This is a genomic window from Polaromonas sp. (assembly GCF_043778355.1).
In the GTDB taxonomy this organism is placed as follows: Bacteria; Pseudomonadota; Gammaproteobacteria; order Burkholderiales; family Burkholderiaceae_C; genus Polaromonas.
In genome coordinates, this window is record NZ_JAYWHI010000031.1 from 147,497 (window position 1) to 169,755 (window position 22,259).

25 protein-coding genes and 1 tRNA gene are annotated in these 22,259 nt (G+C 62.3%); 9 read left to right on the forward strand and 17 right to left on the reverse strand.

Annotation, left to right across the window (positions count from 1 at the left end; genetic code table 11):
- Nucleotides 1–166 precede the first annotated feature (166 nt).
- The 5 genes from ACH2CW_RS05545 to purT all read right to left on the reverse strand — a co-directional run bounded on the left by ACH2CW_RS05545 (nt 167) and on the right by purT (nt 5,417).
- Complete coding sequence (locus tag ACH2CW_RS05545) at nt 167–1,159, reverse strand: Bug family tripartite tricarboxylate transporter substrate binding protein (protein WP_395055905.1); 993 nt, start codon at nt 1,157–1,159, stop codon at nt 167–169.
- A gap of 46 nt (nt 1,160–1,205) precedes the next feature.
- Nucleotides 1,206–1,961, reverse strand: a complete 756-nt coding sequence (locus ACH2CW_RS05550; RefSeq protein ID WP_395055907.1) for an SDR family NAD(P)-dependent oxidoreductase — start codon at nt 1,959–1,961, stop codon at nt 1,206–1,208.
- 116 nt (nt 1,962–2,077) lie between these two features.
- Nucleotides 2,078–3,010, reverse strand: a complete 933-nt coding sequence (locus ACH2CW_RS05555) for a LysR substrate-binding domain-containing protein (protein ID WP_395055909.1) — start codon at nt 3,008–3,010, stop codon at nt 2,078–2,080.
- A gap of 78 nt (nt 3,011–3,088) precedes the next feature.
- A complete protein-coding gene (locus tag ACH2CW_RS05560; RefSeq protein WP_395056155.1) occupies nt 3,089–4,156 on the reverse strand; it encodes a mechanosensitive ion channel family protein in 1,068 nt (355 codons plus the stop codon).
- A 34-nt stretch (nt 4,157–4,190) separates the two neighbouring features.
- Nucleotides 4,191–5,417, reverse strand: a complete 1,227-nt coding sequence (gene purT, locus ACH2CW_RS05565; protein WP_395055911.1) for a formate-dependent phosphoribosylglycinamide formyltransferase — start codon at nt 5,415–5,417, stop codon at nt 4,191–4,193.
- A 192-nt stretch (nt 5,418–5,609) separates the two neighbouring features.
- Here purT and ACH2CW_RS05570 point away from each other — a divergent pair, with 192 nt between their 5' ends.
- The gene (locus ACH2CW_RS05570; protein WP_395055913.1) at nt 5,610–6,437 is read left to right on the forward strand and encodes a siderophore-interacting protein; all 828 of its coding nucleotides are present in this window, start codon (nt 5,610–5,612) and stop codon (nt 6,435–6,437) included.
- A gap of 18 nt (nt 6,438–6,455) precedes the next feature.
- Here ACH2CW_RS05570 and ACH2CW_RS05575 read toward each other — a convergent pair whose 3' ends face one another.
- Entirely contained in the window at nt 6,456–6,746 is a 291-nt protein-coding gene (locus ACH2CW_RS05575; RefSeq protein WP_395055915.1) for a hypothetical protein, read from the reverse strand.
- 94 nt (nt 6,747–6,840) lie between these two features.
- On the opposite strand from ACH2CW_RS05575, the gene hemA reads away from it, so the two are divergent.
- The 4 genes from hemA (at nt 6,841) to grxD (ending at nt 10,722) form a co-directional block, all read left to right on the forward strand.
- Nucleotides 6,841–8,121, forward strand: a complete 1,281-nt coding sequence (gene hemA / locus ACH2CW_RS05580) for a glutamyl-tRNA reductase (RefSeq protein WP_395055917.1) — start codon at nt 6,841–6,843, stop codon at nt 8,119–8,121.
- 101 nt (nt 8,122–8,222) lie between these two features.
- Entirely contained in the window at nt 8,223–9,341 is a 1,119-nt protein-coding gene (gene prfA, locus ACH2CW_RS05585; RefSeq protein ID WP_395055919.1) for a peptide chain release factor 1, read from the forward strand.
- Between the two features lie 78 nt (nt 9,342–9,419).
- Nucleotides 9,420–10,298 (forward strand): peptide chain release factor N(5)-glutamine methyltransferase, encoded by an 879-nt coding sequence (gene prmC / locus ACH2CW_RS05590; protein WP_395055921.1) that lies wholly within the window; start codon nt 9,420–9,422, stop codon nt 10,296–10,298.
- Between the two features lie 103 nt (nt 10,299–10,401).
- Nucleotides 10,402–10,722 carry a Grx4 family monothiol glutaredoxin gene (gene grxD, locus ACH2CW_RS05595; RefSeq protein WP_395055923.1) on the forward strand — a complete coding sequence of 107 codons (321 nt, stop codon included), beginning with the start codon at nt 10,402–10,404 and terminating at the stop codon, nt 10,720–10,722.
- Between the two features lie 40 nt (nt 10,723–10,762).
- Here the strand turns inward: grxD and ACH2CW_RS05600 are convergent, their stop codons facing one another.
- The 9 genes from ACH2CW_RS05600 to ACH2CW_RS05640 form a co-directional block, all read right to left on the reverse strand.
- The gene (locus ACH2CW_RS05600) at nt 10,763–11,011 is read right to left on the reverse strand and encodes a hypothetical protein (RefSeq protein ID WP_395055925.1); all 249 of its coding nucleotides are present in this window, start codon (nt 11,009–11,011) and stop codon (nt 10,763–10,765) included.
- Between the two features lie 55 nt (nt 11,012–11,066).
- Nucleotides 11,067–11,273 carry a DNA gyrase inhibitor YacG gene (locus ACH2CW_RS05605; RefSeq protein ID WP_395055927.1) on the reverse strand — a complete coding sequence of 69 codons (207 nt, stop codon included), beginning with the start codon at nt 11,271–11,273 and terminating at the stop codon, nt 11,067–11,069.
- Nucleotides 11,274–11,301: 28 nt separating this feature from the next.
- The gene (zapD, locus tag ACH2CW_RS05610) at nt 11,302–12,057 is read right to left on the reverse strand and encodes a cell division protein ZapD (protein ID WP_395055929.1); all 756 of its coding nucleotides are present in this window, start codon (nt 12,055–12,057) and stop codon (nt 11,302–11,304) included.
- A 34-nt stretch (nt 12,058–12,091) separates the two neighbouring features.
- Complete coding sequence (gene coaE / locus ACH2CW_RS05615) at nt 12,092–12,700, reverse strand: dephospho-CoA kinase (RefSeq protein ID WP_395055931.1); 609 nt, start codon at nt 12,698–12,700, stop codon at nt 12,092–12,094.
- A 4-nt stretch (nt 12,701–12,704) separates the two neighbouring features.
- The gene (locus ACH2CW_RS05620; protein ID WP_395055933.1) at nt 12,705–13,565 is read right to left on the reverse strand and encodes a prepilin peptidase; all 861 of its coding nucleotides are present in this window, start codon (nt 13,563–13,565) and stop codon (nt 12,705–12,707) included.
- Nucleotides 13,565–14,782 carry a type II secretion system F family protein gene (locus ACH2CW_RS05625; protein WP_395055935.1) on the reverse strand — a complete coding sequence of 406 codons (1,218 nt, stop codon included), beginning with the start codon at nt 14,780–14,782 and terminating at the stop codon, nt 13,565–13,567. The genes ACH2CW_RS05620 and ACH2CW_RS05625 overlap by 1 nt, the downstream gene beginning before the upstream one ends.
- Nucleotides 14,783–14,864: 82 nt before the next feature.
- Nucleotides 14,865–16,592: a type IV-A pilus assembly ATPase PilB gene (pilB, locus tag ACH2CW_RS05630; RefSeq protein WP_395055937.1), complete on the reverse strand. Its 1,728-nt coding sequence runs from the start codon at nt 16,590–16,592 to the stop codon at nt 14,865–14,867.
- 142 nt (nt 16,593–16,734) lie between these two features.
- Nucleotides 16,735–16,811: transfer RNA gene (locus tag ACH2CW_RS05635), tRNA-Pro, on the reverse strand.
- 20 nt (nt 16,812–16,831) lie between these two features.
- Nucleotides 16,832–17,815 (reverse strand): polyprenyl synthetase family protein, encoded by a 984-nt coding sequence (locus ACH2CW_RS05640; protein WP_395055939.1) that lies wholly within the window; start codon nt 17,813–17,815, stop codon nt 16,832–16,834.
- Nucleotides 17,816–17,976: 161 nt separating this feature from the next.
- Here ACH2CW_RS05640 and rplU point away from each other — a divergent pair, with 161 nt between their 5' ends.
- The 4 genes from rplU (at nt 17,977) to proB (ending at nt 21,006) form a co-directional block, all read left to right on the forward strand.
- On the forward strand, nt 17,977–18,288 hold the full coding sequence (gene rplU / locus ACH2CW_RS05645; protein WP_077593996.1) for a 50S ribosomal protein L21: 312 nt from the start codon (nt 17,977–17,979) through the stop codon (nt 18,286–18,288).
- A 27-nt stretch (nt 18,289–18,315) separates the two neighbouring features.
- Nucleotides 18,316–18,573 (forward strand): 50S ribosomal protein L27, encoded by a 258-nt coding sequence (gene rpmA, locus ACH2CW_RS05650; protein ID WP_188707393.1) that lies wholly within the window; start codon nt 18,316–18,318, stop codon nt 18,571–18,573.
- A gap of 130 nt (nt 18,574–18,703) precedes the next feature.
- The gene (cgtA, locus tag ACH2CW_RS05655) at nt 18,704–19,786 is read left to right on the forward strand and encodes an Obg family GTPase CgtA (RefSeq protein ID WP_395055942.1); all 1,083 of its coding nucleotides are present in this window, start codon (nt 18,704–18,706) and stop codon (nt 19,784–19,786) included.
- Between the two features lie 83 nt (nt 19,787–19,869).
- A complete protein-coding gene (gene proB / locus ACH2CW_RS05660; protein ID WP_395055944.1) occupies nt 19,870–21,006 on the forward strand; it encodes a glutamate 5-kinase in 1,137 nt (378 codons plus the stop codon).
- Here proB and ACH2CW_RS05665 read toward each other — a convergent pair.
- Together ACH2CW_RS05665 and ACH2CW_RS05670 are read right to left on the reverse strand one after the other, a co-directional pair.
- Nucleotides 20,996–21,499: a CNP1-like family protein gene (locus ACH2CW_RS05665; RefSeq protein ID WP_395055946.1), complete on the reverse strand. Its 504-nt coding sequence runs from the start codon at nt 21,497–21,499 to the stop codon at nt 20,996–20,998. The two genes, proB and ACH2CW_RS05665, sit on opposite strands and share 11 nt — an antisense overlap.
- Nucleotides 21,489–22,178 carry an RNA pyrophosphohydrolase gene (locus ACH2CW_RS05670; RefSeq protein WP_395055948.1) on the reverse strand — a complete coding sequence of 230 codons (690 nt, stop codon included), beginning with the start codon at nt 22,176–22,178 and terminating at the stop codon, nt 21,489–21,491. The genes ACH2CW_RS05665 and ACH2CW_RS05670 overlap by 11 nt, the downstream gene beginning before the upstream one ends.
- Between the last annotated feature and the right edge of the window lie 81 nt (nt 22,179–22,259).

Here is a 22,259-nt window from a genome sequence, read left to right on the forward strand (position 1 = left end):
AAAACATCTCCATCACACAAACCACTGCATCGAACACCTGACCGCCTCAAGTCTTGAATGTAAGGACGCTCGGAGGCGGCGCACAGGGGGCCGACGGCATACGGGCATCACGAATCGTGATGCCATACCCCCAACCCCTTCGCGGGTGGGATGGGCGCAGCAGGTATCAGTCGGCCTTGATATTGGCGCGCCTGACGATATCGCTCCAGATCTTCTGCTCACGGGTGATGAAAGATGCGAACTCTGCAGAAGGCCCGCCACCGCCGACAGCATTGTCGGCAGCAAAACGCTCTGTCACGGCCGAAGACTTGAGTGCCTTGAGCGACTCCTCCTGCACACGCTTCACGATGTCCGGGGGGGTTCCCGCCGGCACCAGAATGCCATACCACTGTGAAGTCTCGAAGTCTTTGAAACCCATCTCGGCCACAGTGGGCACATCGGGCAGTTGGCTGATGCGTTGCTGGGTTCCCACGGCAATCGCGCGCAGCTTGCCGCTGCGAATGTGCGCGCCCAGCGCGGGCATGCCTGCCGACGAAGCCTGTGTGCGCCCTGCCAGCAAATCGGTCAATTGGGGACCGGTGCCGCGGTAAGGGATGTGGGTGATGAACATGCCGGTCACCAGCTTGAGGTATTCCATGGCGAGATGGCCTGCGCTGGCATTGCCGGCGGAGCCGTAGTTGAGCTGACCGGGGTTCTTCTTGGCATAAGCCACAAACTCCTGAAAGTTTTTGGCCGGCACATCGGGATGAATCACGAAGACATTGGGCACCTTGGCCAGCAGCGTCACGGGGATGAAGTCCTTGTTGACGTCGTAGGTCTGGCTTTTGAGCATGTAGGGGTTGACCGCCAGTGTGCCCACATGGCCGAGGATGAGGGTGTGGCCATCCGGCGCCGACTTGGCCACATCCTGCATCGCGACGGTGCCGGCGCCGCCCGGCTTGTTCTCGACATAAACGCTTTGCCCGAGCTGCTTGCTGAGCTCTGCAGCCACCGAACGGGCAACAATTTCAGAGGTGCCACCGGGCGCAAAGGGAACGACAAACCGCACGGCCTTGGATGGCCAGCCGGATTGCGCAAACAGCGAGGGCATGGCCACCATGGAGGCGGCCAGTCCCGCCGTCTGAAGGGCCCGACGCCGGGTCGGGAAAGTAATGGTCATGACAAAAACTCCAATCGGTAAGGTGGCCCAGACTAGTCCGTGCGATTCAGAATTGGTATCGGCGCAAACCCCCATCGACTGGAATCACCGCGCCGGTGATATAGCTGGCCAGCGGCGAGGACAGAAAACACACCAGGTTGGCCAAATCTTCCGGTTCGCCGTAGCGGCCCACCGGAATTTCGTTGTCGCACTGCCACTGGCGGTACTCGGGCGTGTAGTTACGGAGGATCTGCTCCGAATGAATTCGCCCCGGCGGAATGCTGTTGACCGTGATGCCATTCTTGCCGACCATGCGGCTCAGGCCTTTGGCCCAGCTGTGAATACCCGCCTTGGCGCAGAACGCGCCATTGACGTGGTCAGGTTCGCTTTTGCCGGTGATGTTGATGATGCGGCCCCAACTGCGGGCAATCATCTGGTCCAGCAGCGCCTGCGCCACCTGGCGGGGGCGGTGAAAATTCAGGGTGATCGCTTCCTGCCAGCGGTCTTCGCTGACATGCAGCTCGGCAAAGGAACGCGAACCGCCGGCATTGTTGACCAGGATGTCCACCCGGCCCAGGCCGGCCAGGGCGGCATCGGTCAGGTTTTTGGCGGCGTCTTCGGCATACAGGTCGGACTCGATGACCACGGGCCGATGCCCTCCCCGGCCCACAATTTCATCGGCCACTTCATTGAGCAAGGCGACCCGGCGTGCCGAAATGGCCAGTTTCACACCCTCGGCGGCCAACGCCAGCGCGATGCCCCGTCCTATGCCGGTGCTGGCGCCGGTGACCAGCGCCGTTTTGTCTCTCAATTGCAAATCCATGGTGTGTCCTCGTCGCGGTGTCTGAAGGGAAGAACCCCGGAATCTAGCGCTGAAACGCCTTCTGTGAAAGACGCCGGTCAGCATACGGCCATCACGAAGCGTGATGGCCCGGAGATTCAGGCGCTGACCAGCCGGGCCCCGACCCAGCGGCCGGAGCGCACCGCCTCGGTTGCGCAATCGGCCAGCACCACACGTGCCGCCAGGCCTGCGGGCGAAAGCTCGTCGTCCGACAGGCTGCACAGCGAGTTGGCGCGGCGCGCCAGCGTATCGGTGATTCTCGTGAGGTGGAAGCGCTCCTGGGCGTCTGCGAAGCGGCTGACGGCCGCCCACGGCTGCAGCGTACAGCCCAGTCCCCCATCGACCGCGTCCATCAGCATGGCCAGCGAATCGATTTCAGCCACCAGCGTGGGTTTGCATTTGGCACGGGCAAACGCGCTTTCCAGTGTGCTGCGCAGGCCATGTACGCCGGTGGGGAGTATCAGCGGGATACCGGCCAGCTGCGCGATGCTGATGCGCGCAGCTGGCTTGCCGACCATGGCCCGCCGGGACTGGATCAGATACAGCTTTTCCTCCAGCAAGGGCATCACACTCCAGCGGCGCCCGGCGCGGGGGTCGAACAACACGGCCAGGTCGAGCTGGCGCGCGTTGAGCATGCCCGTCAGATGACCCGACAAGCTTTCCACCATGTGCAGGCGTACATCGGGATAACGCTCGCGCATGGCCCGGATCAGCGGCAGGCCCAGCACGGCAGAGGTGGTGGGCGCCATGCCCACACTGACGCTGCCGGACAAGCGCGACTGCTGCGCAGCGCGAGCCGCCTGTTCGGCGTGGCGCAGCACCAGTTGCGCCTCGCGGAAAAACGCCAGTCCGGCCTCGGTGGGCGTGACACCTTTGGGGCTGCGCTGAAGCAGGCGGGTGGACAGCTCGCTTTCCAGCCGGCTGATCTGCTGGCTCAGTGCCGACTGCACCAGGTCGAGGTCCAGCGCAGCGCGGCTGATGCTACCGAGTTCGATCACCCGGACCAGGTAACGCAGCTGGCGCAGTTCCATGCAACTCCTCCTGGGGTTTAAGCATCACGTTTTGTGATGCCCGCCATCATCGCATGAGACGATCCCGAGCAGAGAGGGTCAATCCAGTAGAGAAAGTGCGTCGGATCGGGGTACGCTCAACTCCGCGCGTGTCAACGGCAAATACTGCGGGTACTCGCGTTGCATGAAGTCCACCAGGGCCTCGCGCACGCTACACCGCAGGTCCCAGTTCTGGCCTGAACTTGCCGAGGTGACCAGCAAGCGGAGCTGGATCGCACTTTCGCCGGCTTCGGTCACCTGCAGCTTGCACAGGCGCTGGTCCCAGTCGGACGAGGCTTCGCAGGCGCGCTGGGCTTCGGCGCGCAGCGGTGCCAGCGACATGCGGTAGTCCACCCAGAGGAACACCGTGCCGATGATGCTGGCGCTTTTGCGGGTCCAGTTCTCGAACGGATTCTCGATAAACCACTGCAGCGGAATGATGAGCCGGCGTTCGTCCCAGATCTTGAGCACCACGTAGGTTCCGGTGATCTCCTCCACGCGTCCCCATTCACCCTGCACAACCAGCACATCGTCCATCCGGATCGGCTGGGCCAGCGCGATCTGCAGCCCCGCAATCAGGTTGCTGAAGATGGGCCGCGCCGCAATACCCACGACCAGCCCCACCACGCCGGCCGAAGCCAGCAGGCTGGCGCCGAACTGGCGTGCGCCCGGAATGGTCATCAGCATCAGCGCCAGGCCCGCCAGCAGCACCACAAACATGGCGGTGCGCGCCAGCATGCGGGTCTGGGTGTGGATGCGGCGTGCCTGCAGGTTGTCCTCGACATCGACCGGGTGCCGGGCGATCACACCCTGGGCCAGGCCACGGATGGCGCGCAAGCCCAGCCAGGTCAGCGCCAGCAGAAGCAGCAGCGCATTGCCATGGCGAATGCCGGAGATCATCGGAAAATCATCGGGCGCACCCTGCCACACCGCCTGCAAGCCGATCATCGGCAGCAGCAACTGGGCCGGCGCCCGGCAATGCCCGGCCACCACTGCCGCCACCGGCATGAAACGCGTCAGGCGCAGCACCAGCGCCGAACCTGCGGTGTGCACCAGCAGGGCCAGCACCACGGCCACGGCAGCGACCAGCAGGATACGCAGGGTGGAGTCGTCGGCCCAGCCGAGCAGGTTGACGAGTTCCGGGAAATACACGCGTTTGTCCTCAGGCGACGTGCGGCTTGACGCGCGAAGCCGCCAGCTTGGCGTTGTTGCGCGCGGTGTTCACATCGGCATCAAAGGCCAGCGCCACACCCATGCGGCGTTTGACAAAACTCTCGGGCTTGCCGAACAGGCGGATATCGCTGTTGGGCACTTGCAGGGCGTCGGCAACGCCGTCGAACACAATGCCCTGCGCATCGACACCGCCGTAAATCACCGCGCTGGCGCCGGGGCTCTTGAGTGCGGTGTTGACCGGCAGGCCGAGGATGGCGCGGGCATGGAGTTCGAACTCGTTTTGCCACTGTGTGCACATCGTCACCATGCCGGTGTCATGCGGCCTCGGGCTGACCTCGCTGAACCAGACCTCTTCGCCTTTGACAAACAGCTCCACGCCGAACAGGCCCAGCCCACCGGGCTGGCCGTCATGGCCGATACCGAGGTTGTCGGTCACCGCCTTGCAGATGTCGCGGCTTTTTTGCAGCGCGGCGGCGGCCATGGGCTGCGGCTGCCAGCTTTCCACGTAGTCGCCGCTGACCTGCACGTGGCCGATGGGTTCGCAGAAATGGGTCTCGATGTCCCCCTTGGCGCCCCTGGCGCGCACCGTGAGCTGGGTGATCTCGTAGTCGAAGTCGATGAAGCCTTCAACAATCACGCGGCCGTGGCTGACACGGCCACCGGCCATGGCGTGGTCCCAGGCCTTTTTGACGTCGTCCGGACCGGCGATCTTGCTCTGGCCCTTGCCCGACGAACTCATTACCGGCTTGACAACGCAGGGATAACCGATCTTCGTGTCGATGGCGGCCTGCAACTCGTCCAGCGAATCGCAGAACACATACGGGCTGGTCGGCAAGCCCAGCGTTTCGGCCGCCAGTCGGCGGATGCCTTCTCGGTCCATGGTCAGGCGCGCAGCACGCGCGGTGGGCACCACGCGCACGATGCCGGCCGCTTCAAGTTCCTCCAGCATCGGTGTGGCAATCGCCTCGATCTCGGGCACCACCAGATGCGGCCTCTCCTTTTCAATCAGCGCCTTGAGTTGCGCCGGGTCACTCATGGTGATGGTGCGCGCATGGTGGGCGACCTGCTGGCCAGGTGCGTTGTCGTAGCGATCGGTGGCGATGGTTTCCACGCCCAGGCGCTGCAGCGCAATCAGCACCTCCTTGCCGAGTTCGCCGGAGCCAAGCAGCAAAACTTTGGTTGCGTGGGGGGACAGGGGTGTGCCGAAGGTGGTCATGGGGTCGGGTGGGAGTAAAAAGATGGAGGAGCTTGACGGGGAAGGACGCTTGGCGTCCGCGCAGCCTGACACTTTACTGCACCCGAAAAATCGCACGGACCTAGCGTTTTTGTGCCTTGTCCCTACAGCCCGGCGGCCGACCTGTTCTGGATGACAATCATTCTCATCACCTTCTTTTGTCGAAAGCCCTTCTTGACGACGACACCGCCCCTGCCAGACACCGCCCCGGCTGAAACATCTGCACCCGCGCCACGCAAGCGCCGCCCGCCCCGCCGTGTCGAGGTCAGCCGCATCGAGGTACTGAGCCCGGCCATGCGCCGCATCACGCTGACCGGCACCGAGCTCGAAGGCTTCGCCGCGCCTGGTCCGGCCAGCTACATCAAGCTGATTTTTCCGGAGCCGGGGCAGACCGAACCGGTCCGGCCTTTGCCAGACGGGCCGCGCGCGGTATCCATGCGCACCTACACGCCCTTGGCCGTTCGGCCAGAAGCCCTTAAAGTGGATGTGGACTTTGTGCTGCACGGCGAAGGCCCCGCCTCAAGCTGGGCGGCGCAGGCAAGCGTCGGCCAGGTGCTGTTTTTGATGGGGCCCGGTCCCGGCTATACGCTCGATGCCGACGCCCCACACCACCTGTTGATTGCCGACGACAGCGCGTTACCGGCGGTGGAGACGATTCTGGCGGCCCTGCCAGCCACAGCGCGTGTACAGGTGCTGCTGGAAGTGATCGCTGCCGCTGAAGAACGTACGCTGCACAGCCCGGCGCAACTGGACGTGACCTGGCTGGCACGCGGCACCGACCATCGTGCGGCCGGCCTGCCCACAGAAAAGGCCTTGCGCGCCTTGCCGGCCATCGCCCCGGACACCCAAATTTACCTGGCCTGCGAAGCGGCGGCCATGCGGCGCATTCGCACGCTACTGACCGGCGAGCTGGGCGTCAGCCGCCAGCAGATCGTGGGCCGGGGTTATTGGAAACTCGACGTGATGAATCACCCCGACCATGACTACGGCGAGGATGCCTGAGCACGGGCCGGCGGCCCCTCAGCCCTTCCAGCCGCGCAGCAGGACCCACTGGCAGCTGGCCGCACCCACGGCCAGCAAGGCATAACTGGCCATCTTGCCGTCCCGGCCGAACAGCACCAGACCGGTCAGCAACAACACGGCGCCCGCTATAAAAATAATAGCTGCCTGCGACCACAGGGTATGGGTCAGGGGCCTTTTTGACCCTAAAAATCCAGGAAAAATTCGCGCCAGCAGCACCAACACCAGCGCCACACAGGCGGCTGGCGCGACAAAATTGAACAACTGGTTGATCAGATTGAGGGCGGTCATGGCCTGTGGGCGGATTTTCGGCCGGCTTGCCGTGTATCAAGGGGATTGAAAGAAAGTGGGCACCTGCTCATGCCTTCAATTTTATAATCGGGAGATGTCAGTCTGGGCCCTCGGCATCAACCATACCACCGCACCGCTGGATTTACGCGGCAGGTTTGCGTTCGCCATTGACCAGGTCGAGCCCACCCTGAAGGGTCTGCGTGGGTCGCTGGCGCGTCAACCCGAAGCCACCTTGCTGTCGACCTGCAACCGCACCGAGATTTATTGCGCCAGCGACCGCGCCGACCTCGACCACACGCTCGACTGGCTGGCGCACCACGGCGGGGTCTCGCCGGCGCTGCTGCGCTCCCATGCCTACACGCTGGAAAATGATCAGGCCGCGCGCCATGCCTTTCGCGTCGCTAGCGGACTGGACTCGATGGTGCTGGGCGAGCCACAAATCCTTGGTCAGATGAAGGAAGCCGTACGCGCGGCTGAAGACGCCGGCGCCATGGGCAGCACCTTGCACCAGTTGTTCCAGCGCTCTTTTTCAGTGGCCAAGGAAGTGCGCAGCAGCACTGAAATTGGCGCGCACAGCATCAGCCTGGCGGCTGCCTCGGTGCGGCTGGCCGGCCAACTGTTCGAGGACCTCGGCGACATCCGCGTGTTGTTTGTTGGCGCCGGTGAAATGATCGACCTCGCCGCGACCCACTTCGCGGCGAAAAGCCCCAAATCCATGACGGTGGCCAACCGCACGCTCGAGCGTGGTGAAAAACTCGCCAGCCGTTTCGGCGCCGAGGTCATGCGCCTGGCCGACCTGCCGAGTCGCCTTCACGAGTTCGACGCGGTGATCAGCTGCACCGCCAGCACCCTGCCCATCATTGGCCTGGGCGCCGTGGAGCGCGCCGTCAAGCTGCGCAAACATCGGCCCATGTTCATGGTGGACCTGGCGGTGCCGCGCGACATCGAGCCCGAAGTCAAGGCCCTGCCCGACATCTACCTCTACACCGTGGACGACCTGGCCCATGTGGTGCAGACCGGCAAGGACAGCCGGCAGGCCGCCGTGGCGCAGGCCGAGGTCATCATCGACGCCGGGGTGCAGAACTTCATGCACTGGCTTGGCCAGCGTCAAACGGTGCCGCTGATCCAGCAACTCAATGCACAAACCGACGCCTGGCGCGCGGCCGAGATCGCTCGCGCGAAAAAACTGCTGGCCCGCGGCGAGTCGGTCGACACCGTGCTGGACGCGCTGTCGCGCGGCCTGACGCAAAAAATGCTGCATGGCACGCTGGCCGAGTTGCATGCGGGCGACGCCGGCAGCCGCGAAGCCACGGCGCAAACCGTATCCCGCCTGTTTTTGCGCGGAAGCCTGCCCACCGAAGACAAAGAGCGTTAGCGGCGCCGCGCCGCACTGCGGCCAGCACGCGCTGCACCGCCCCCAGCCGGCCCCGCCGGATGCCTGTTCCCCCTTGTTGATGCCCACCGGCGTTTTTCGCTATGAAACCCTTTCTCCGCCAGACCCTGGACCGCCAGATCTTCCGCCTGCATGAACTCGACGCGCTGCTGTCGGCCAGCGACGTGGTCAGCAACATGGAGCGCTTTCGCAGTCTGACGCGCGAACACGCCGAGCTCAGCATCGTGGTCGGCCAGTACCAGCGCATGACGACGCGTGAGGCCGACCTGGCCAGCGCCCAGGCCATGCTGGCCGAGGCCAAGGACGACCCCGAAATAGCGGTCATGGCGGAAGAGGAAATCAGCGCCGCCCAAACCGACATCGCCAGCCTGGACGCGGACCTGCAACTGATGCTGATCCCGAAAGACCCGGACGATGCGCGACCGGCCTTCATCGAAATCCGCGCCGGCACAGGGGGCGACGAGTCAGCGCTGTTCGCCGGCGACCTGCTGCGCATGTACTCGCGTTTTGCCGAGCGCAAGCGCTGGACGGTCGAGATCATCAGCGAATCGCCGAGCGAACTCGGTGGCTACAAGGAAGTCGTGATTCGTATCGATGGCGCGACCGACGCTTTGGGCGTGGGTGTCTACGGCAAGCTGCGTTTCGAGTCCGGCGGCCACCGCGTGCAGCGCGTTCCCGTCACCGAAACCCAGGGCCGCATCCACACCAGTGCCTGCACCGTCGCCGTGCTGCCCGAGCCCGACGAAGCGGTGGCCATCCAGATCAACCCGTCGGACCTGCGCATCGACACCTACCGCGCCAGCGGCGCCGGCGGCCAGCACATCAACAAGACCGACTCGGCCGTACGTATCACGCATTTACCCACCGGCATCGTCGCCGAATGCCAGGACGGCCGCAGCCAGCACAGCAACAAGGCGCAGGCGCTCAAGGTGCTGACCGCGCGCATCCATGAAAAAGACCGCTCCGAACGCGCAGCCAAGGACGCTGCCACGCGCAAGGGCCTGATCGGAAGCGGCGACCGCAGCGACCGCATCCGGACCTACAACTTCCCGCAGGGGCGGCTCACCGACCACCGCATCAACCTGACGCTGTACAAGCTGCTGTCCATCATGGAGGGCGACATGGATGATGTGGTCACCGCGCTGCAGGTGGCGCGCGGCGCAGAGCTGCTCGCCGAGCTGGAATCGGCATCGAATGGCTGAGCCGTGAAATTTCCGATCAAAACCGGCCTCCAGCCCATGTCCGACATGGGCGGGAAGCTCCTGATTTAATAGCAAGCCATGACCCCACCGGTCGTCCCCCATATGCTCGGCCAGGCGCTGGCGGTCGCGCAGGCGCGGGGCCTGGCGCGCCTGGATGCCCAGCTGCTGCTGCTGCATGCGCTGGGCCGGCCCGACAGCGACCGGGGCTGGCTGCTGGCGCATGACGGCGACAAGCTGCCGGAGGAGGCGGCCCGCCTGTTCCGGCAACTGAGCCTGCGCCGCGCGGCCGGCGAACCGCTGGCCTACCTCGTGGGCCGCAAGGAGTTTTTTGGTTTGCAACTCCAGGTGGATGCCCGCGTGCTGGTGCCGCGCTCGGACACTGAGACCCTGGTCGACTGGGGGCTGGAGACACTAGCGGCACCCGGCATGCCGGCCGGCGCGCGGGTACTGGACCTGGGCACCGGCAGCGGCGCGATTGCGCTGGCACTCAAGGCAACACGGCCGGCACTGGATGTCACCGCCCTCGATGCCAGCACTGCTGCCCTGGCGGTGGCGCGTGGCAATGCCGACCGCCTGGACCTGGCGCTTCAATTCATCGAAAGCAGCTGGCTTGACAATGTGAGCGGGCACTTTCACTTGATCGTCAGTAATCCGCCCTATGTCGCTGAGGGTGATGCCCATCTGGCTGCCCTGACCGATGAACCCCAAAGCGCCCTGACCGCCGGGCCGGACGGCCTGGACGACATCCGGACCATCATTGCCAAGGCACCCGCGCACCTGCACGCAGGAGGCTGGCTGCAACTTGAGCATGGTTACGACCAGGCCGCAGCCGTGCGCGAATTGCTGGTCCAGCGCGGCTTTGATCAGGTGCAGAGCCGAACCGACCTGGCCGGTGTGGAACGCTGTTCCGGCGGTTGCTGGCCGACTGAAAGCGGCCCGCAACAAACAGCGGGATAATCAGGCATTGTTTTTCAGCCGTTGAAATCCATCTGCAGTCGGATGACCGCCAGATCAGCCTGATCCGTGCGGCATCGGCGAGCCCCCTTCCAAGGACACAAATATGAGTGATACCCAGCAACGCATAGACCAGATCGTGAAATCCAGCGACGTGGTGCTTTTCATGAAAGGCACGGCGCAGTTTCCTCAGTGCGGCTTCTCCGGTCGGGCCATTCAGGTGCTCAAGGCCTGTGGCGTGAGCAAACCCGCCACCGTCAACGTTCTGGAGGACCCGGACATCCGCAACGGCATCAAGGAATACAGCAACTGGCCGACAATTCCCCAGCTCTACGTGAAGGGTGAATTCATCGGCGGCTCGGACATCATGATGGAGATGTACGAAAACGGCGAGTTGCAGCAGGTTCTCGGCACACCGGCTCCCTGAGCCGGGTCAAGGCAAGTTGCGGGTCACCTGGCCGGCAACCTCAGTGTGTGTAACCTTCGCAGGCGCCGGCGTTGACCCGGCCCTTGCACTCCCGCTTGAGCCGCTCGCTGCGCTCCTTGCGGGTTTCCTGAGACCCAGGGATAAATTTGGTGCTGCCCTGTTTCTTGACAGGAGAAGCTTTGTTGGCCTTCTCACCGGCCGCCAGGCTGGGCCCGGCTGACAGTCCCAGACAAAAAGTCGCAGCCGCCGCGATCAGCAAGCCGCGCCGGAAAAACGCTGTTCCCCTCATTGGATGCTCCCTGAAAATGGCGGTCGACTGCCGCCTGCCTGCACAAAGCCGTGTTTTACTGCAGTTTGGCGTCGCCGTACACCTGATCGTCCGGCGGCGCGTCGGCCGGCATACGAAAACTCTCGCTGGCCCAGGCACCCAGATCGACATTTTTACAACGCTCGCTGCAAAAAGGGCGGAAGCGGTTGTCAGGTGCGTACACGCTGGGCCCGTTACAGGTCGGGCAGACCACGATCTTGGGGGTTGGTATTTCCGACGTCATCGCTATCAAGCCTGGGTGCCGGCGCCGTTCAGGAACAGAGCGTCAATTCAAAAGCCGCATCGTCGGTCGAAGAATGCAGGCGGTCGTCGCTTTCATGACGCATCAGGCGGACGGAAACAATCAGCCGGTTGCCGCTGATTTCGGGAATCAGCCCCAGACTCGGATCGATACGCAAACGCAGCAACTGGAAAGTCCTTCCTTGCGGCAGGGTCTGCTGGAACTGCCCGCCAGTCGCCACCACCTTTTGCGGCAAGCCGGAGTCGCGCAACAGCTTGAGCAACATGCGAATCGACTCGGCCAGCGGCACCAGGGTCGCGATCCAGCGCTGCAAATCCTTCTGGCGCGTGGCTGCATCAAAATGCTGCCAGGCAAAATAGGCTGGCAGATCAAATTCGCAGGTGCCACCGGGGATGCCAATGCGGCTGCGTATGCTCATCAGCCAGTCGTTTTCGGTCAGCGACTGGCCCGCCTTGCCGGGCAGGCCGGTCAAGGTGACAAAACACGCGTCAAGCTGGCCAGTCACTTCATCAAGCACCGCTTCGGAAATCGCCGGGTTGCCGCGGTAACCATTGAGCAGGTGTTTTTGCCGGTCCAGATCCTTGAGCACGTCGGTTTTCAGGTCGGCGCGGGCCGCCACATCCATCACTTCAAAAATGGTGGTGATCGCGTAGTGGTGGTCGGTCGGATGGTCCCGCGCGGCCAGTTCGCCAAGGCGGTGAAAGAGGTGCTCAAGCCGCAAATACGTGCGAATGCGTTCGTTGAAGGGATATTCGTAAAGAATCACTGCGATATATCTTTTTCAGCGGAAGGGTCAGCCATCATAGCCCGAAGCGCCGCGCCGCCTGCCGGACCCGCAGCGTCAGCGCTTCCAGCGAGACCGTCCCGTCGTTGTCAATACAAACGTCTGCCGCAGCGAGCCGCTGCAGACGGCTGGCCTGCCCTGCCATCACCTGTTTAACCATCTGCCGCGTCCAGCCACTGCGGGCCATCACGCGGCTGATCTGCGTTTCCTCGCCGCAGTCCACCACCAGTACGCGGTCAAGCTGCTGACGCCAACGGTCGGACTCCACCAGCAGGGGCACGTCAAACACGATGCAGACCCGCCCCGCTTGCAGCGCCTGCGCTGCCTGGCGAGCGGTCTCCGCACCGACCAGCGGGTGGATGATGGCTTCGAGCCGGCGTTTTGCGTCAGGATCACTGAAAACCAGCGCACGCATGTGATCCCGGTCCAGCGCGCCGTCGGCCGTCACGAAATCGGCACCAAACGTCTGGGTGATCAGGGCAACAGCCGCGCCACCCGGCGCAGTGGTCTGGCGCGATATCGCATCGGCATCGATGATGGCCGCGCCGCACTCTGCGAGCATCCCGGCCACCGTGCTTTTACCGCTGCCAATGCCGCCAGTCAGTCCCACGCGCAATGCTGGCATGCCGCTACAGGCCAATCACACGCAAAATGGCCTGGGGTCCAAACACCATCGCCGTCAGGCCGGCGCCTGCCAGAAACGGACCAAAGGGCACGTAACCTCCTTCGCGCAGGCCACTGGAAAATTTCATCGCAATCCCGACCAGCGCGCCTATGACCGAGGCCATCAAAATGATGGGCACCAGGGCCGACCAGCCCATCCAGGCCCCCAGCGCTGCAAACAGCTTGAAGTCCCCGTAGCCCATGCCTTCTTTTCCGGTCACCAGCTTGAACGCCCAGTACACCAGCCACAGCGACAGGTAGCCGGCCACCGCACCCCACAAGGCCTGGCTCAGGCTGAGGACCGGGTTCCAACCCAGCGCGACCACAATCAGGCCAGCCCAAAGCAAAGGCAAGGTGATGTCATCGGGAAGCAAGGTGGTGTCCCAGTCGATCAGCGCAAGCGTCACCAGCGCTGCCGCAAAGCCGCTCCAGGCCAGACCGGTCCAGCTCAAACCCCATCGCCAGGCGCAGAAAAAAAACAAACCGCCGGTTGCGAGCTCCACCAGGGGATAACGCAAGCCGAACTTGGTACCGCAAACCGAACATTGCCCCTTGAGAAAGAGGTAACTCACCACGGGAATGTTTTCGTACCAGGCAATCACATGGCCACAACTCGAACACCGGGAACGGGGCACCAGCAGATTGAAAGTTACCGTGTTGTTCGCCGGGACACCCGACATTTCGGCACATTCAAGGGCCCACTGGCGCTCCATGATTTTCGGCAGGCGGTAAATGACGACGTTCAGGAAACTGCCAATCAGCAGCCCGAAAATCCCGGCAAAAGCGGCGTCGAAACCCGCAGGCCAACCGGACACCAGTCCCGACATCAAACCACTTGGCCGAGCTTGAAGATCGGCAGGTACATGGACACCACGATGCCGCCGATCAGACCGCCCAAAAACACGATGATGATGGGCTCCATCAGACTGGACAGGCCAGCGACCATTTCATCGACTTCGGCTTCATAAAAGTCAGCGGCCTTTCCAAGCATGTGATCGACTGAGCCAGATTCTTCGCCAATCGCACACATCTGCAACACCATGGTCGGGAACAGGTTGGCATTGCCCATGGCGGCCGTCAAGCTGGTGCCGGTGGACACTTCCTGCTGGATTCTTTCTGTGGCGTCGGCATACAGCGAGTTACCGGAAGCACCGCCCACCGAATCGAGCGCCTCGACCAAGGGCACACCGGCAGCAAACATGGTGGACAAGGTGCGGGTCCAGCGGGCGATACACGATTTTTCGATCAGCACCCCAAACACCGGCACCTTCAGCAGGACGCGGTCCATCACGCGCTGCATTTTTTCGTTGCGCCGCCAGGCTTGCATGAAAAAGTAAATGCCACCACCGATACCGCCAAAAATCAGCCACCAGTAAGCCACAAAAAATTCGCTGATAGCCATCACAAACAGAGTAGGGGCCGGCAGATCCGCGCCGAACGAGGAGAACACCTCCTTGAACGCGGGGATCACAAAAATCATGATCACGGCGACCACCACAAAGGCCACAACCACCACCGAAGCCGGGTACATCAAAGCGGATTTGATCTTGGATTTGATGGCCTCGGTTTTCTCCATGTAAACCGCCAGGCGATCCAGCAGCGCCTCCAGGATACCGGCAGCCTCACCGGCTTCCACCAGATTGCAGTACAGCGCATTGAAATACAGGGGGTACTTGCGGAAAGCAGCGCTGAGCGACGTGCCGGTTTCGACATCGGTGCGCACATCGTTGAGAAGTTTGGTGACACTGGCATTGGCGTTGCCGCGTCCGACAATGTCGAACGACTGCAGAAGCGGCACACCCGCTTTCATCATGGTCGCCAGCTGCCGCGTGAAAATGGCAATGTCCTTGGGCTTGATGGACTTGCCCGAGCGCATGCTGCGCTTCTTGATTTTTGTCGGGAACACGCCTTGACGACGCAGTGAAGCCTTGACCTGGTTTTCGCCAACGGCACGGGTTTCCCCCCGGACCTGCTTGCCATTGCGGTCTTTTCCTTCCCACTCGAAGACAAATTCCTTGACGTCCCTGGATGTTGCAGTTGCCATGTTGCCTTCTTGCTAGTGCGTGCAGGATGATGGAAGCCCGGAGCGAGTGCCGCGCCCGACGGGCCGGTGTGGCGAGGCGTGGCTAGACATTGGTGCACCCCAAAATCTCTTCAAGCGAGGTCATCCCCGTCTTGACCTTTTGCAAACCCGCCCCCCGAAGGCTTTTCACGCCTTCGGTGGCAGCCTGTTCGGCAATTTCGAGGGCGCTGCCATCGCGCAGGATGATGCGCTGGATTTCATCCGTGATCGGCATGACCTGGTAGATGCCCACACGACCCTTGTAGCCGCTGTTGCACATGGAGCAGCCGACAGGGCGGTAAGGCGTCCACGTGCCGTCAACATCATCTTCTTCGAAGCCGGCATCAAGCAGGGTCTCGCGCGGGATGTCCGCCGGCGCCTTGCAGGCGGGACACAGGCGCCGCGCCAGGCGCTGGGCAGTGATCAGAATCACGCTGGACGCAATATTGAAGGGCGCAATGCCCATATTGCGCAGCCGGGTCAGCGTGGCAGGCGCGTCGTTGGTATGCAAGGTAGACAACACGAGGTGGCCGGTTTGCGCTGCCTTGATGGAAATCTCCGCAGTTTCCAGGTCGCGGATCTCGCCAACCATGATGATGTCCGGATCCTGGCGCAAAAACGCCTTCAGGGCCACTGAAAAAGTCAGACCGGCCTTGTCGTTCATGCTGACCTGGTTAACACCCGGCAGGTTGATCTCGGCCGGATCTTCAGCCGTCGATATGTTCACGCCGGGTTTGTTCAGGATGTTCAGGCAGGTGTAGAGCGACACGGTCTTTCCCGAACCGGTCGGGCCCGTCACCAGCACCATGCCGTAGGGACGCTGAACTGCGTTGAGCAGGCGTTCCTTCTCGATCGGCTCATAGCCGAGCGCATCAATGCCCAGCTTGGCACTGCTCGGGTCCAGGATACGGATCACGATTTTCTCGCCGAACATCGTGGGCAAGGTGCTGACCCGGAAATCGATCACCCGGTCAGGCCCGATCTTGAGCTTCATCTTTCCGTCTTGCGGTACCCGCTTTTCGGAGATGTCCATCTTGGAGATCACCTTGATGCGGGAAGCCAGCTTTTCCTTGATGGCAACCGGCGGCGACGCGATCTCGCGCAGCTCGCCGTCAACCCGGAAACGCACCCGGTAGGTATGCTCATAGGGCTCGAAATGCAGGTCCGAGGCGCGCATGCTGAACGCATCGAGCAGCATCTTGTGCAGGAACTTGACGACGGGCGCATCCTCAACCTCCGACACGCTGGTATCGCTGGTGTCGACGCTGGCCGCCTCTGCGGTGGATTCGTCAAACTCGAAGTCATCGCCGATGATGCTGTCCATGGCTTCAGACGCGGTGGTGGCCGATGCCTCTACCAACTTGGACAGCTTGTCGTACTCGGCAATGACCCAGTCCACGCCCATCTGGGTCGAAAACTTGATTTTTTCAGCCGCCTCCTGATCGGAGGGGTCGGCGGTCGCAACAATCAGACGGTTGCTGCGCTTGCTCAAGACAACAATTCGATAGGCCTGGCAGATTTTGACGTCCAGCAGGCCCTTGGGCAGGCGCTGGGTGTCGATGGCACTGAGATCCAGCAGGGGCGCCGCAAATGCAGTCGACATGGTGTGCGCCAGATCCGACGCTGAAACGACACCCGAGCCGGTCAGTTCCGCAATAAAGCTGGTGCGGCTGCTTAAAGCCTTGCGAAAAATGTCTTCTGCGGCCTTTTGCCCGAGCTTGCCGGCCATCACCAGCGCCCGTCCCAGACCGGGCAAAGCGGGAGCATTGATCACGGAATCGACAGCGGCCATAATTTTCGAATCTACCTCAAATTGACAAAATTGACATCATCGTTGATAGCTCAGGTGATGTAAATCGAAATGGCAGCCGCCCCGACCTGGTGTTGGAACAACAACAACGAAACCAGAAGAGTGGACGGAAACAGGCGATGAATGGTCGGGGTGAGAGGATTCGAACCTCCGGCCTCTACGTCCCGAACGTAGCGCTCTACCAGGCTAAGCTACACCCCGACAGGTGCACCGATCCGGCGTCAGGACCGACGCTGCAGAAGCTGGGAAGCCAATTCTAGCAAGGCCTTGCTGTAGGTACTGCGCCCGAGTTGAGCCAGCGCCTGGATCGCCCGTTGCGCCTCCAGCGCTGCCGCGTCGCGGGTCGCCTGCAGGGCGCCGGTGTGCCGGACGATGGCCACAATCTCGGCCAGGCGCTCGGTTCCGCCGGTCTCAATGGCGTGGCGGATCATGCCCTGCTCCGCCCCTGTGCCGCGCTGCATGGCAATGATCAGCGGCAACGTGGCCTTGCCCTCCCGCAGGTCGTCGCCCAGGTTTTTTCCCATTTCGGCGGCATCACCGTCGTAGTCCAGCAAGTCGTCAATCACCTGGAAAGCCGTACCCAGCGCCTGTCCATAGTCCGCGCAGGCCTGCTCGACTGCCGCCGGAGCCCCTGCCAGCAAGGCTGCCAGCCGCGCACTGGCCTCGAACAACTTGGCCGTCTTGGAGCGAATCACCCGCAAATAGCCGTCCTCCGACAAGCTGGCGTCGTGCATGTTCATCAGTTGCAGCACCTCGCCCTCGGCAATCACGTTGGTGGCTTCAGCCAGGGTCTGCATGATGCGCATGTCGCCAGCATCGACCATCATCTGAAACGCCCGGGAGTACAGGAAGTCGCCCACCAGCACGCTGGCCGGGTTGCCAAACGAGGCATTGGCCGTGGCGCGGCCCCTGCGCAGGGTGGACTCGTCGACCACATCGTCGTGCAGCAGCGTTGCGGTGTGTATGAATTCCACCACAGCCGCCAGGTTGAAGCGCTGATCGCCACGGTAGTCCAGCGCGCCGCACATCAGCAGCAGCAGCGCGGGGCGCAGGCGCTTGCCGCCGGCGGCGATGATGTACTGCGACACCTGGCTGACCAGCGGCACATCAGAGCTGAGGCGGCGGGCGATCACCGCGTCCATGGCCTGCATGTCGCCGGCAATCAGGGCCAGCGCAGCGGTCGTGCTAGAGGAATTGGCAGTCAAGGCGATCCAGACAAGAGATTGGCCAGATTATAGGAAGGCCGCGACCGCCTTGCGGCCGCTGGTCGGGCCGGACAGGCGGCGAGGCGGGTTTTTCGCTTCCCATGCTAGAATCGAGGGCTCTGTGGAAATTCGTCCGCAGAACTCATTTCAAGAGGTCTTACATGTACGCGGTCATAAAAACCGGTGGCAAACAATACAAAGTTGCTACGGGTGAAAAAATTAAAGTAGAACAGATTGCTGCGGACGTAGGCCAAGAGATCGTTATTGACCAGGTGTTGGCTGTCGGAACCGGCAGCACAATCACGGTTGGTACGCCCTTGGTGTCCGGCGCTACTGTTACGGTTACTGTCCTTTCACAAGGCAGGCACGACAAGGTTCGCATTTTCAAGATGCGCCGTCGCAAACATTACCAAAAACGCCAGGGTCACCGGCAAAACTTCACTGAACTGCAAATCGGCGCCATCGTCGGTTAAGCAGGAAGTACCAAGGAGTAGTAGAAAATGGCACAGAAAAAAGGCGGCGGCTCTACGCGAAATGGCCGTGACTCACAGCCAAAAATGCTGGGCGTCAAGAAGTTCGGCGGCGAAGTGATCAACGCAGGCAGCATCATCGTGCGCCAGCGTGGCACCAAGTTCCATCCGGGCGTCAATGTCGGCATCGGCAAGGACCACACCCTGTTTGCACTGGTGGACGGTTCAGTCTCGTTTGCCATCAAGGGCGCGCTGAGCAAGCACACCGTCAATGTGACGCCAGCGTAAGCTGATCACTTCGATGGCATCGAAGCCCCGCTTGGTCGGGGCTTTGTTGTTTTGGCCTTTCCTGTTTGTGTATTTGTAAACTATCCTTGTGTTGTCCGGCTGCGCCTAAGACCGGATCACCCCTCACACCATGAAATTTGTTGACGAAGCCTTTATTGACATCGCCGCCGGCGATGGCGGGAGCGGCTGCGTCTCGTTTCGCCACGAAAAGTACAAGGAATTTGGCGGCCCCAACGGCGGTGACGGCGGACGCGGCGGCCATGTTTATGCAGTGGCCGATGTCAATCTGAACACGCTGGTGGACTTCCGTTTTTCGCGCCGCCACGAAGCGCGCAATGGTGAACACGGCATGGGCTCGGACATGTTTGGCGCGAAGGGCGACGACATCATGCTCAAGATGCCGGTGGGCACCATCCTGACCGACGCCGAGACCGGCGAGGTGTTGTACGAGTTGCTGGTGCCTGGCGAGGAGTTGCTGATTGCCAAGGGCGGCGACGGCGGCTTCGGCAACCTGCGCTTCAAAAGCTCGACCAACCGCGCGCCGCGCAGCAAGACACCCGGCTGGCCCGGTGAGCGTAAAAGCCTCAAGCTTGAACTCAAGGTGCTGGCCGATGTCGGCCTGCTGGGCATGCCCAACGCGGGCAAGTCCACCTTCATCACGGCTGTTTCCAACGCGCGGCCACGTATTGCCGACTATCCCTTCACCACCCTGCACCCGAATCTGGGCGTGGTGCGCGTAGGGCCAGAGCAGAGTTTTGTGGTTGCCGACCTGCCCGGTCTGATTGAAGGCGCCTCTGAAGGCGCCGGCCTGGGTCACCTCTTTTTGCGCCACCTGCAGCGCACGCGGCTGTTGCTGCACATCGTCGATATGGCGCCGTTTGACGACAGCGTGGACCCGGTCGCGCAAGCCAAGGCGATTGTCGGCGAGCTCAAGAAGTACGATGCGGCGCTTTTCGACAAACCGCGCTGGCTGGTGCTCAACAAGCTTGACATGGTCGACGACGACAAACGCGCGGCGCTGGTCAAGGATTTTGTCAAACGCTTCAAGTTCAAGGGACCGGTGTTCGAGATTTCCGCCTTGACGCGCGAAGGCTGCGAGCAGTTGGTCAAGACGATCTACCAGCACGTCAAAAGCGTACAGAAAAGCGAGCAGGAACCGGAGGAGATCGACCCCCGATTTGCCGATCTGCGCGGTGAGCCTGACGCAACCTGAGACGGCGCCGGCCTCAGTTGCTACAATAATCATAGCTACTCACGCCCACCCGACATGGGCTGGGGCGCTAAAACAACCAGAACATGCAAGAAAAAACAGGTTCACAGGTTCTTCTCAATGCCCGCCGCATCGTGGTCAAGGTCGGCTCCAGCCTGGTCACCGATGAGGGACGTGGTCTGGACGCTGCGGCCATCGGCCAGTGGTGCCAGCAACTGGCGGTACTGGTCAAAAGCGGCCGTGAGGTCATCATGGTCAGCAGCGGAGCCATCGCCGAAGGCATGAAACGCCTGGGCTGGGCCGCACGGCCCAAAGCCATCCACGAGTTGCAGGCTGCCGCCGCCGTCGGGCAGATGGGCCTGGTGCAGGTTTATGAGAGCCAGTTGCGCGACAACGGTGTCGGCAGCGCCCAGGTGCTGCTGACCCATGCCGACCTGACCGACCGCGAGCGTTATCTCAACGCCCGCTCCACCTTGCTGACCTTGCTGCAACTCGGCGTGGTGCCGGTGATCAATGAAAACGACACCGTCGTGACCGACGAAATCAAATTCGGCGACAACGACACCCTGGGCGCGCTGGTCGCCAACCTGGTCGACGCCGACGCACTGATCATCCTTACAGACCAGAAAGGCCTGTACAGCGCCGATCCCCGCAAGGACCCGCAAGCGCGCTTCATCCATGAGGCCATTGCAGGCGACGCCGCGCTGGAGGCGATGGCCGGCGGCGCCGGCTCCAGCATCGGCAAGGGCGGCATGATCACCAAAATATTGGCGGCCAAACGTGCTGCCGGTTCAGGCGCCTCCACGGTGATTGCCTGGGGCCGCGAGCCCCATGCGCTGATCCGGCTGACCCAGGGAGAGTCCATCGGCACCCTGTTGGTGGCCCAGACGCCGAAAAACCAGGCGCGCAAACAGTGGATGGCAGATCACCTGCAATTGCGCGGCTCGGTGAGCGTCGACGCGGGCGCCGCCGTGAAGGTGCGTGACGAAGGCAAAAGCCTGCTGCCCATCGGTATGACCTCGGTGCAGGGTGAGTTCTCGCGCGGCGATGTGATCGCGGTGCATGACGCCACAGGCAGCGAGATTGCGCGCGGCCTGGCCAACTACTCGAGTGCCGAGGCCCGCATGATTTGCCGCAAACCTTCAGCGGACTTTGAAAAGCTGCTGGGCTATACCGGTGAGGCCGAAATGGTCCACCGGACCAACCTGGTGCTTACCAGTTGAAGCGGCTGAAACGATTGAGTTTGAGCTGACGGATCAGCTCGTTGACCGATGAGGCCTGCGCCGCGTTGTCGCAGGCACCGGCCCGGGCGAAAGCCAGCGCATGTTTGGACGGCATGTTGTCGAACATCGAACGCCACTCCGGCTGCGCCACCGGCGACCAGACACCCGAGGGGCTGGAACGCGCATAGGTCTTGACCTCGCCAGTAACGCAGCGTATGCCTTCGTACAGGACGTTGCGCGCACCGCTGGCGCTGGTGGCGACCATCACATAACTGAGCACGCCGTCTTTTGAAATCCGCAGGGTGGCCGGATCCACGCCGTAAGTCAAAGACGAAGCTTGGGACACATCAAAAATCAGCAGTTTGCCGGCATCAAATGCCGGCGGCGGCGGGACCGCCTCTTCCTTCCAGTCCGCCAGTTCGACGTCCCGTTGCGCCCACGCCCCGACCGACAGGCTCAGCAGGCACGTTATCAACAAGGATTTAAAGATCATGTTTTTCATTTCTGGAGGCGGCCGCCAAACTGGTTTGCGGATCCGGTTCAAAAGTGGCGCCTGGCGGCAGCTCAAACGAGCCACCCGGTAACCCGGACGAATGCAAACTGTGCTCACCGCTGCCGGCTTCGCCAGGATCGCGCTGGCGCATGCCGCCCCGCAAATAGCGGTTGCGGTGGTCGTTCCGGGCATCAAACCGGTTGTCGACACGCGGCACAAAACGCGACAACTCGGTCAATGCCATTTCGTAGACCCCGCGCTTGAATTCGACGACCACATCCAGCGGAACCCAGTAGTCGTTCCAGCGCCAGGCGTCAAACTCCGGATGGTCGGTGGCGCGCAGGTTAAGGTCCCAGTCGTGGCCAACCAGCTGCAGCAGGAACCAGATCTGTTTCTGGCCTTTGTAATGTCCGCGCGCATCGCGGCGGATAAACCGGTCAGGCACCTCATAGCGCAACCAGTCCCGGGTCCGGGCAAGCACCTGCACATGTTGCGGCATCAGCCCCACTTCTTCGTGCAATTCGCGGAACATGGCCTGCTCGGGATTTTCGCCCCGGTCAATGCCACCCTGCGGAAACTGCCAGGAGTGGGTGCGGATGCGCTTGCCCCAAAATACCTGACTTCTCTGGTTGAGCAAGATGATGCCGACGTTGGGCCGAAAGCCGTCCCGGTCAAGCATAATCAAACCTCAAATTTTTTAAACTGAGTCCATTATGCACAGCAGAATGCTCAGAGCCAAGCGCGCCTCGGGACCCTCGTC

Excerpts from the sequence above, each read along its gene's own strand:
- ACH2CW_RS05670 (WP_395055948.1), bottom strand. The coding sequence starts at position 22,178 with ATGCTTGACCGGGACGGCTTTCGGCCCAACGTCGGCATCATCTTGCTC.
- ACH2CW_RS05620 (WP_395055933.1), bottom strand. The coding sequence starts at position 13,565 with ATGTCGGGACTGGTGTCCGGTTGGCCTGCGGGTTTCGACGCCGCTTTT.
- ACH2CW_RS05545 (WP_395055905.1), bottom strand. The coding sequence starts at position 1,159 with ATGACCATTACTTTCCCGACCCGGCGTCGGGCCCTTCAGACGGCGGGA.
- cgtA (WP_395055942.1), top strand. The coding sequence starts at position 18,704 with ATGAAATTTGTTGACGAAGCCTTTATTGACATCGCCGCCGGCGATGGC.
- pilB (WP_395055937.1), bottom strand. The coding sequence starts at position 16,592 with ATGGCCGCTGTCGATTCCGTGATCAATGCTCCCGCTTTGCCCGGTCTG.
- grxD (WP_395055923.1), top strand. The coding sequence starts at position 10,402 with ATGAGTGATACCCAGCAACGCATAGACCAGATCGTGAAATCCAGCGAC.
- ACH2CW_RS05550 (WP_395055907.1), bottom strand. The coding sequence starts at position 1,961 with ATGGATTTGCAATTGAGAGACAAAACGGCGCTGGTCACCGGCGCCAGC.
- prmC (WP_395055921.1), top strand. The coding sequence starts at position 9,420 with ATGACCCCACCGGTCGTCCCCCATATGCTCGGCCAGGCGCTGGCGGTC.
- ACH2CW_RS05625 (WP_395055935.1), bottom strand. The coding sequence starts at position 14,782 with ATGGCAACTGCAACATCCAGGGACGTCAAGGAATTTGTCTTCGAGTGG.
- rplU (WP_077593996.1), top strand. The coding sequence starts at position 17,977 with ATGTACGCGGTCATAAAAACCGGTGGCAAACAATACAAAGTTGCTACG.
- proB (WP_395055944.1), top strand. The coding sequence starts at position 19,870 with ATGCAAGAAAAAACAGGTTCACAGGTTCTTCTCAATGCCCGCCGCATC.
- ACH2CW_RS05605 (WP_395055927.1), bottom strand. The coding sequence starts at position 11,273 with ATGACGTCGGAAATACCAACCCCCAAGATCGTGGTCTGCCCGACCTGT.
- ACH2CW_RS05665 (WP_395055946.1), bottom strand. The coding sequence starts at position 21,499 with ATGATCTTTAAATCCTTGTTGATAACGTGCCTGCTGAGCCTGTCGGTC.
- purT (WP_395055911.1), bottom strand. The coding sequence starts at position 5,417 with ATGACCACCTTCGGCACACCCCTGTCCCCCCACGCAACCAAAGTTTTG.
- ACH2CW_RS05575 (WP_395055915.1), bottom strand. The coding sequence starts at position 6,746 with ATGACCGCCCTCAATCTGATCAACCAGTTGTTCAATTTTGTCGCGCCA.
- coaE (WP_395055931.1), bottom strand. The coding sequence starts at position 12,700 with ATGCCAGCATTGCGCGTGGGACTGACTGGCGGCATTGGCAGCGGTAAA.
- ACH2CW_RS05600 (WP_395055925.1), bottom strand. The coding sequence starts at position 11,011 with ATGAGGGGAACAGCGTTTTTCCGGCGCGGCTTGCTGATCGCGGCGGCT.
- rpmA (WP_188707393.1), top strand. The coding sequence starts at position 18,316 with ATGGCACAGAAAAAAGGCGGCGGCTCTACGCGAAATGGCCGTGACTCA.
- hemA (WP_395055917.1), top strand. The coding sequence starts at position 6,841 with ATGTCAGTCTGGGCCCTCGGCATCAACCATACCACCGCACCGCTGGAT.
- prfA (WP_395055919.1), top strand. The coding sequence starts at position 8,223 with ATGAAACCCTTTCTCCGCCAGACCCTGGACCGCCAGATCTTCCGCCTG.
- ACH2CW_RS05555 (WP_395055909.1), bottom strand. The coding sequence starts at position 3,010 with ATGGAACTGCGCCAGCTGCGTTACCTGGTCCGGGTGATCGAACTCGGT.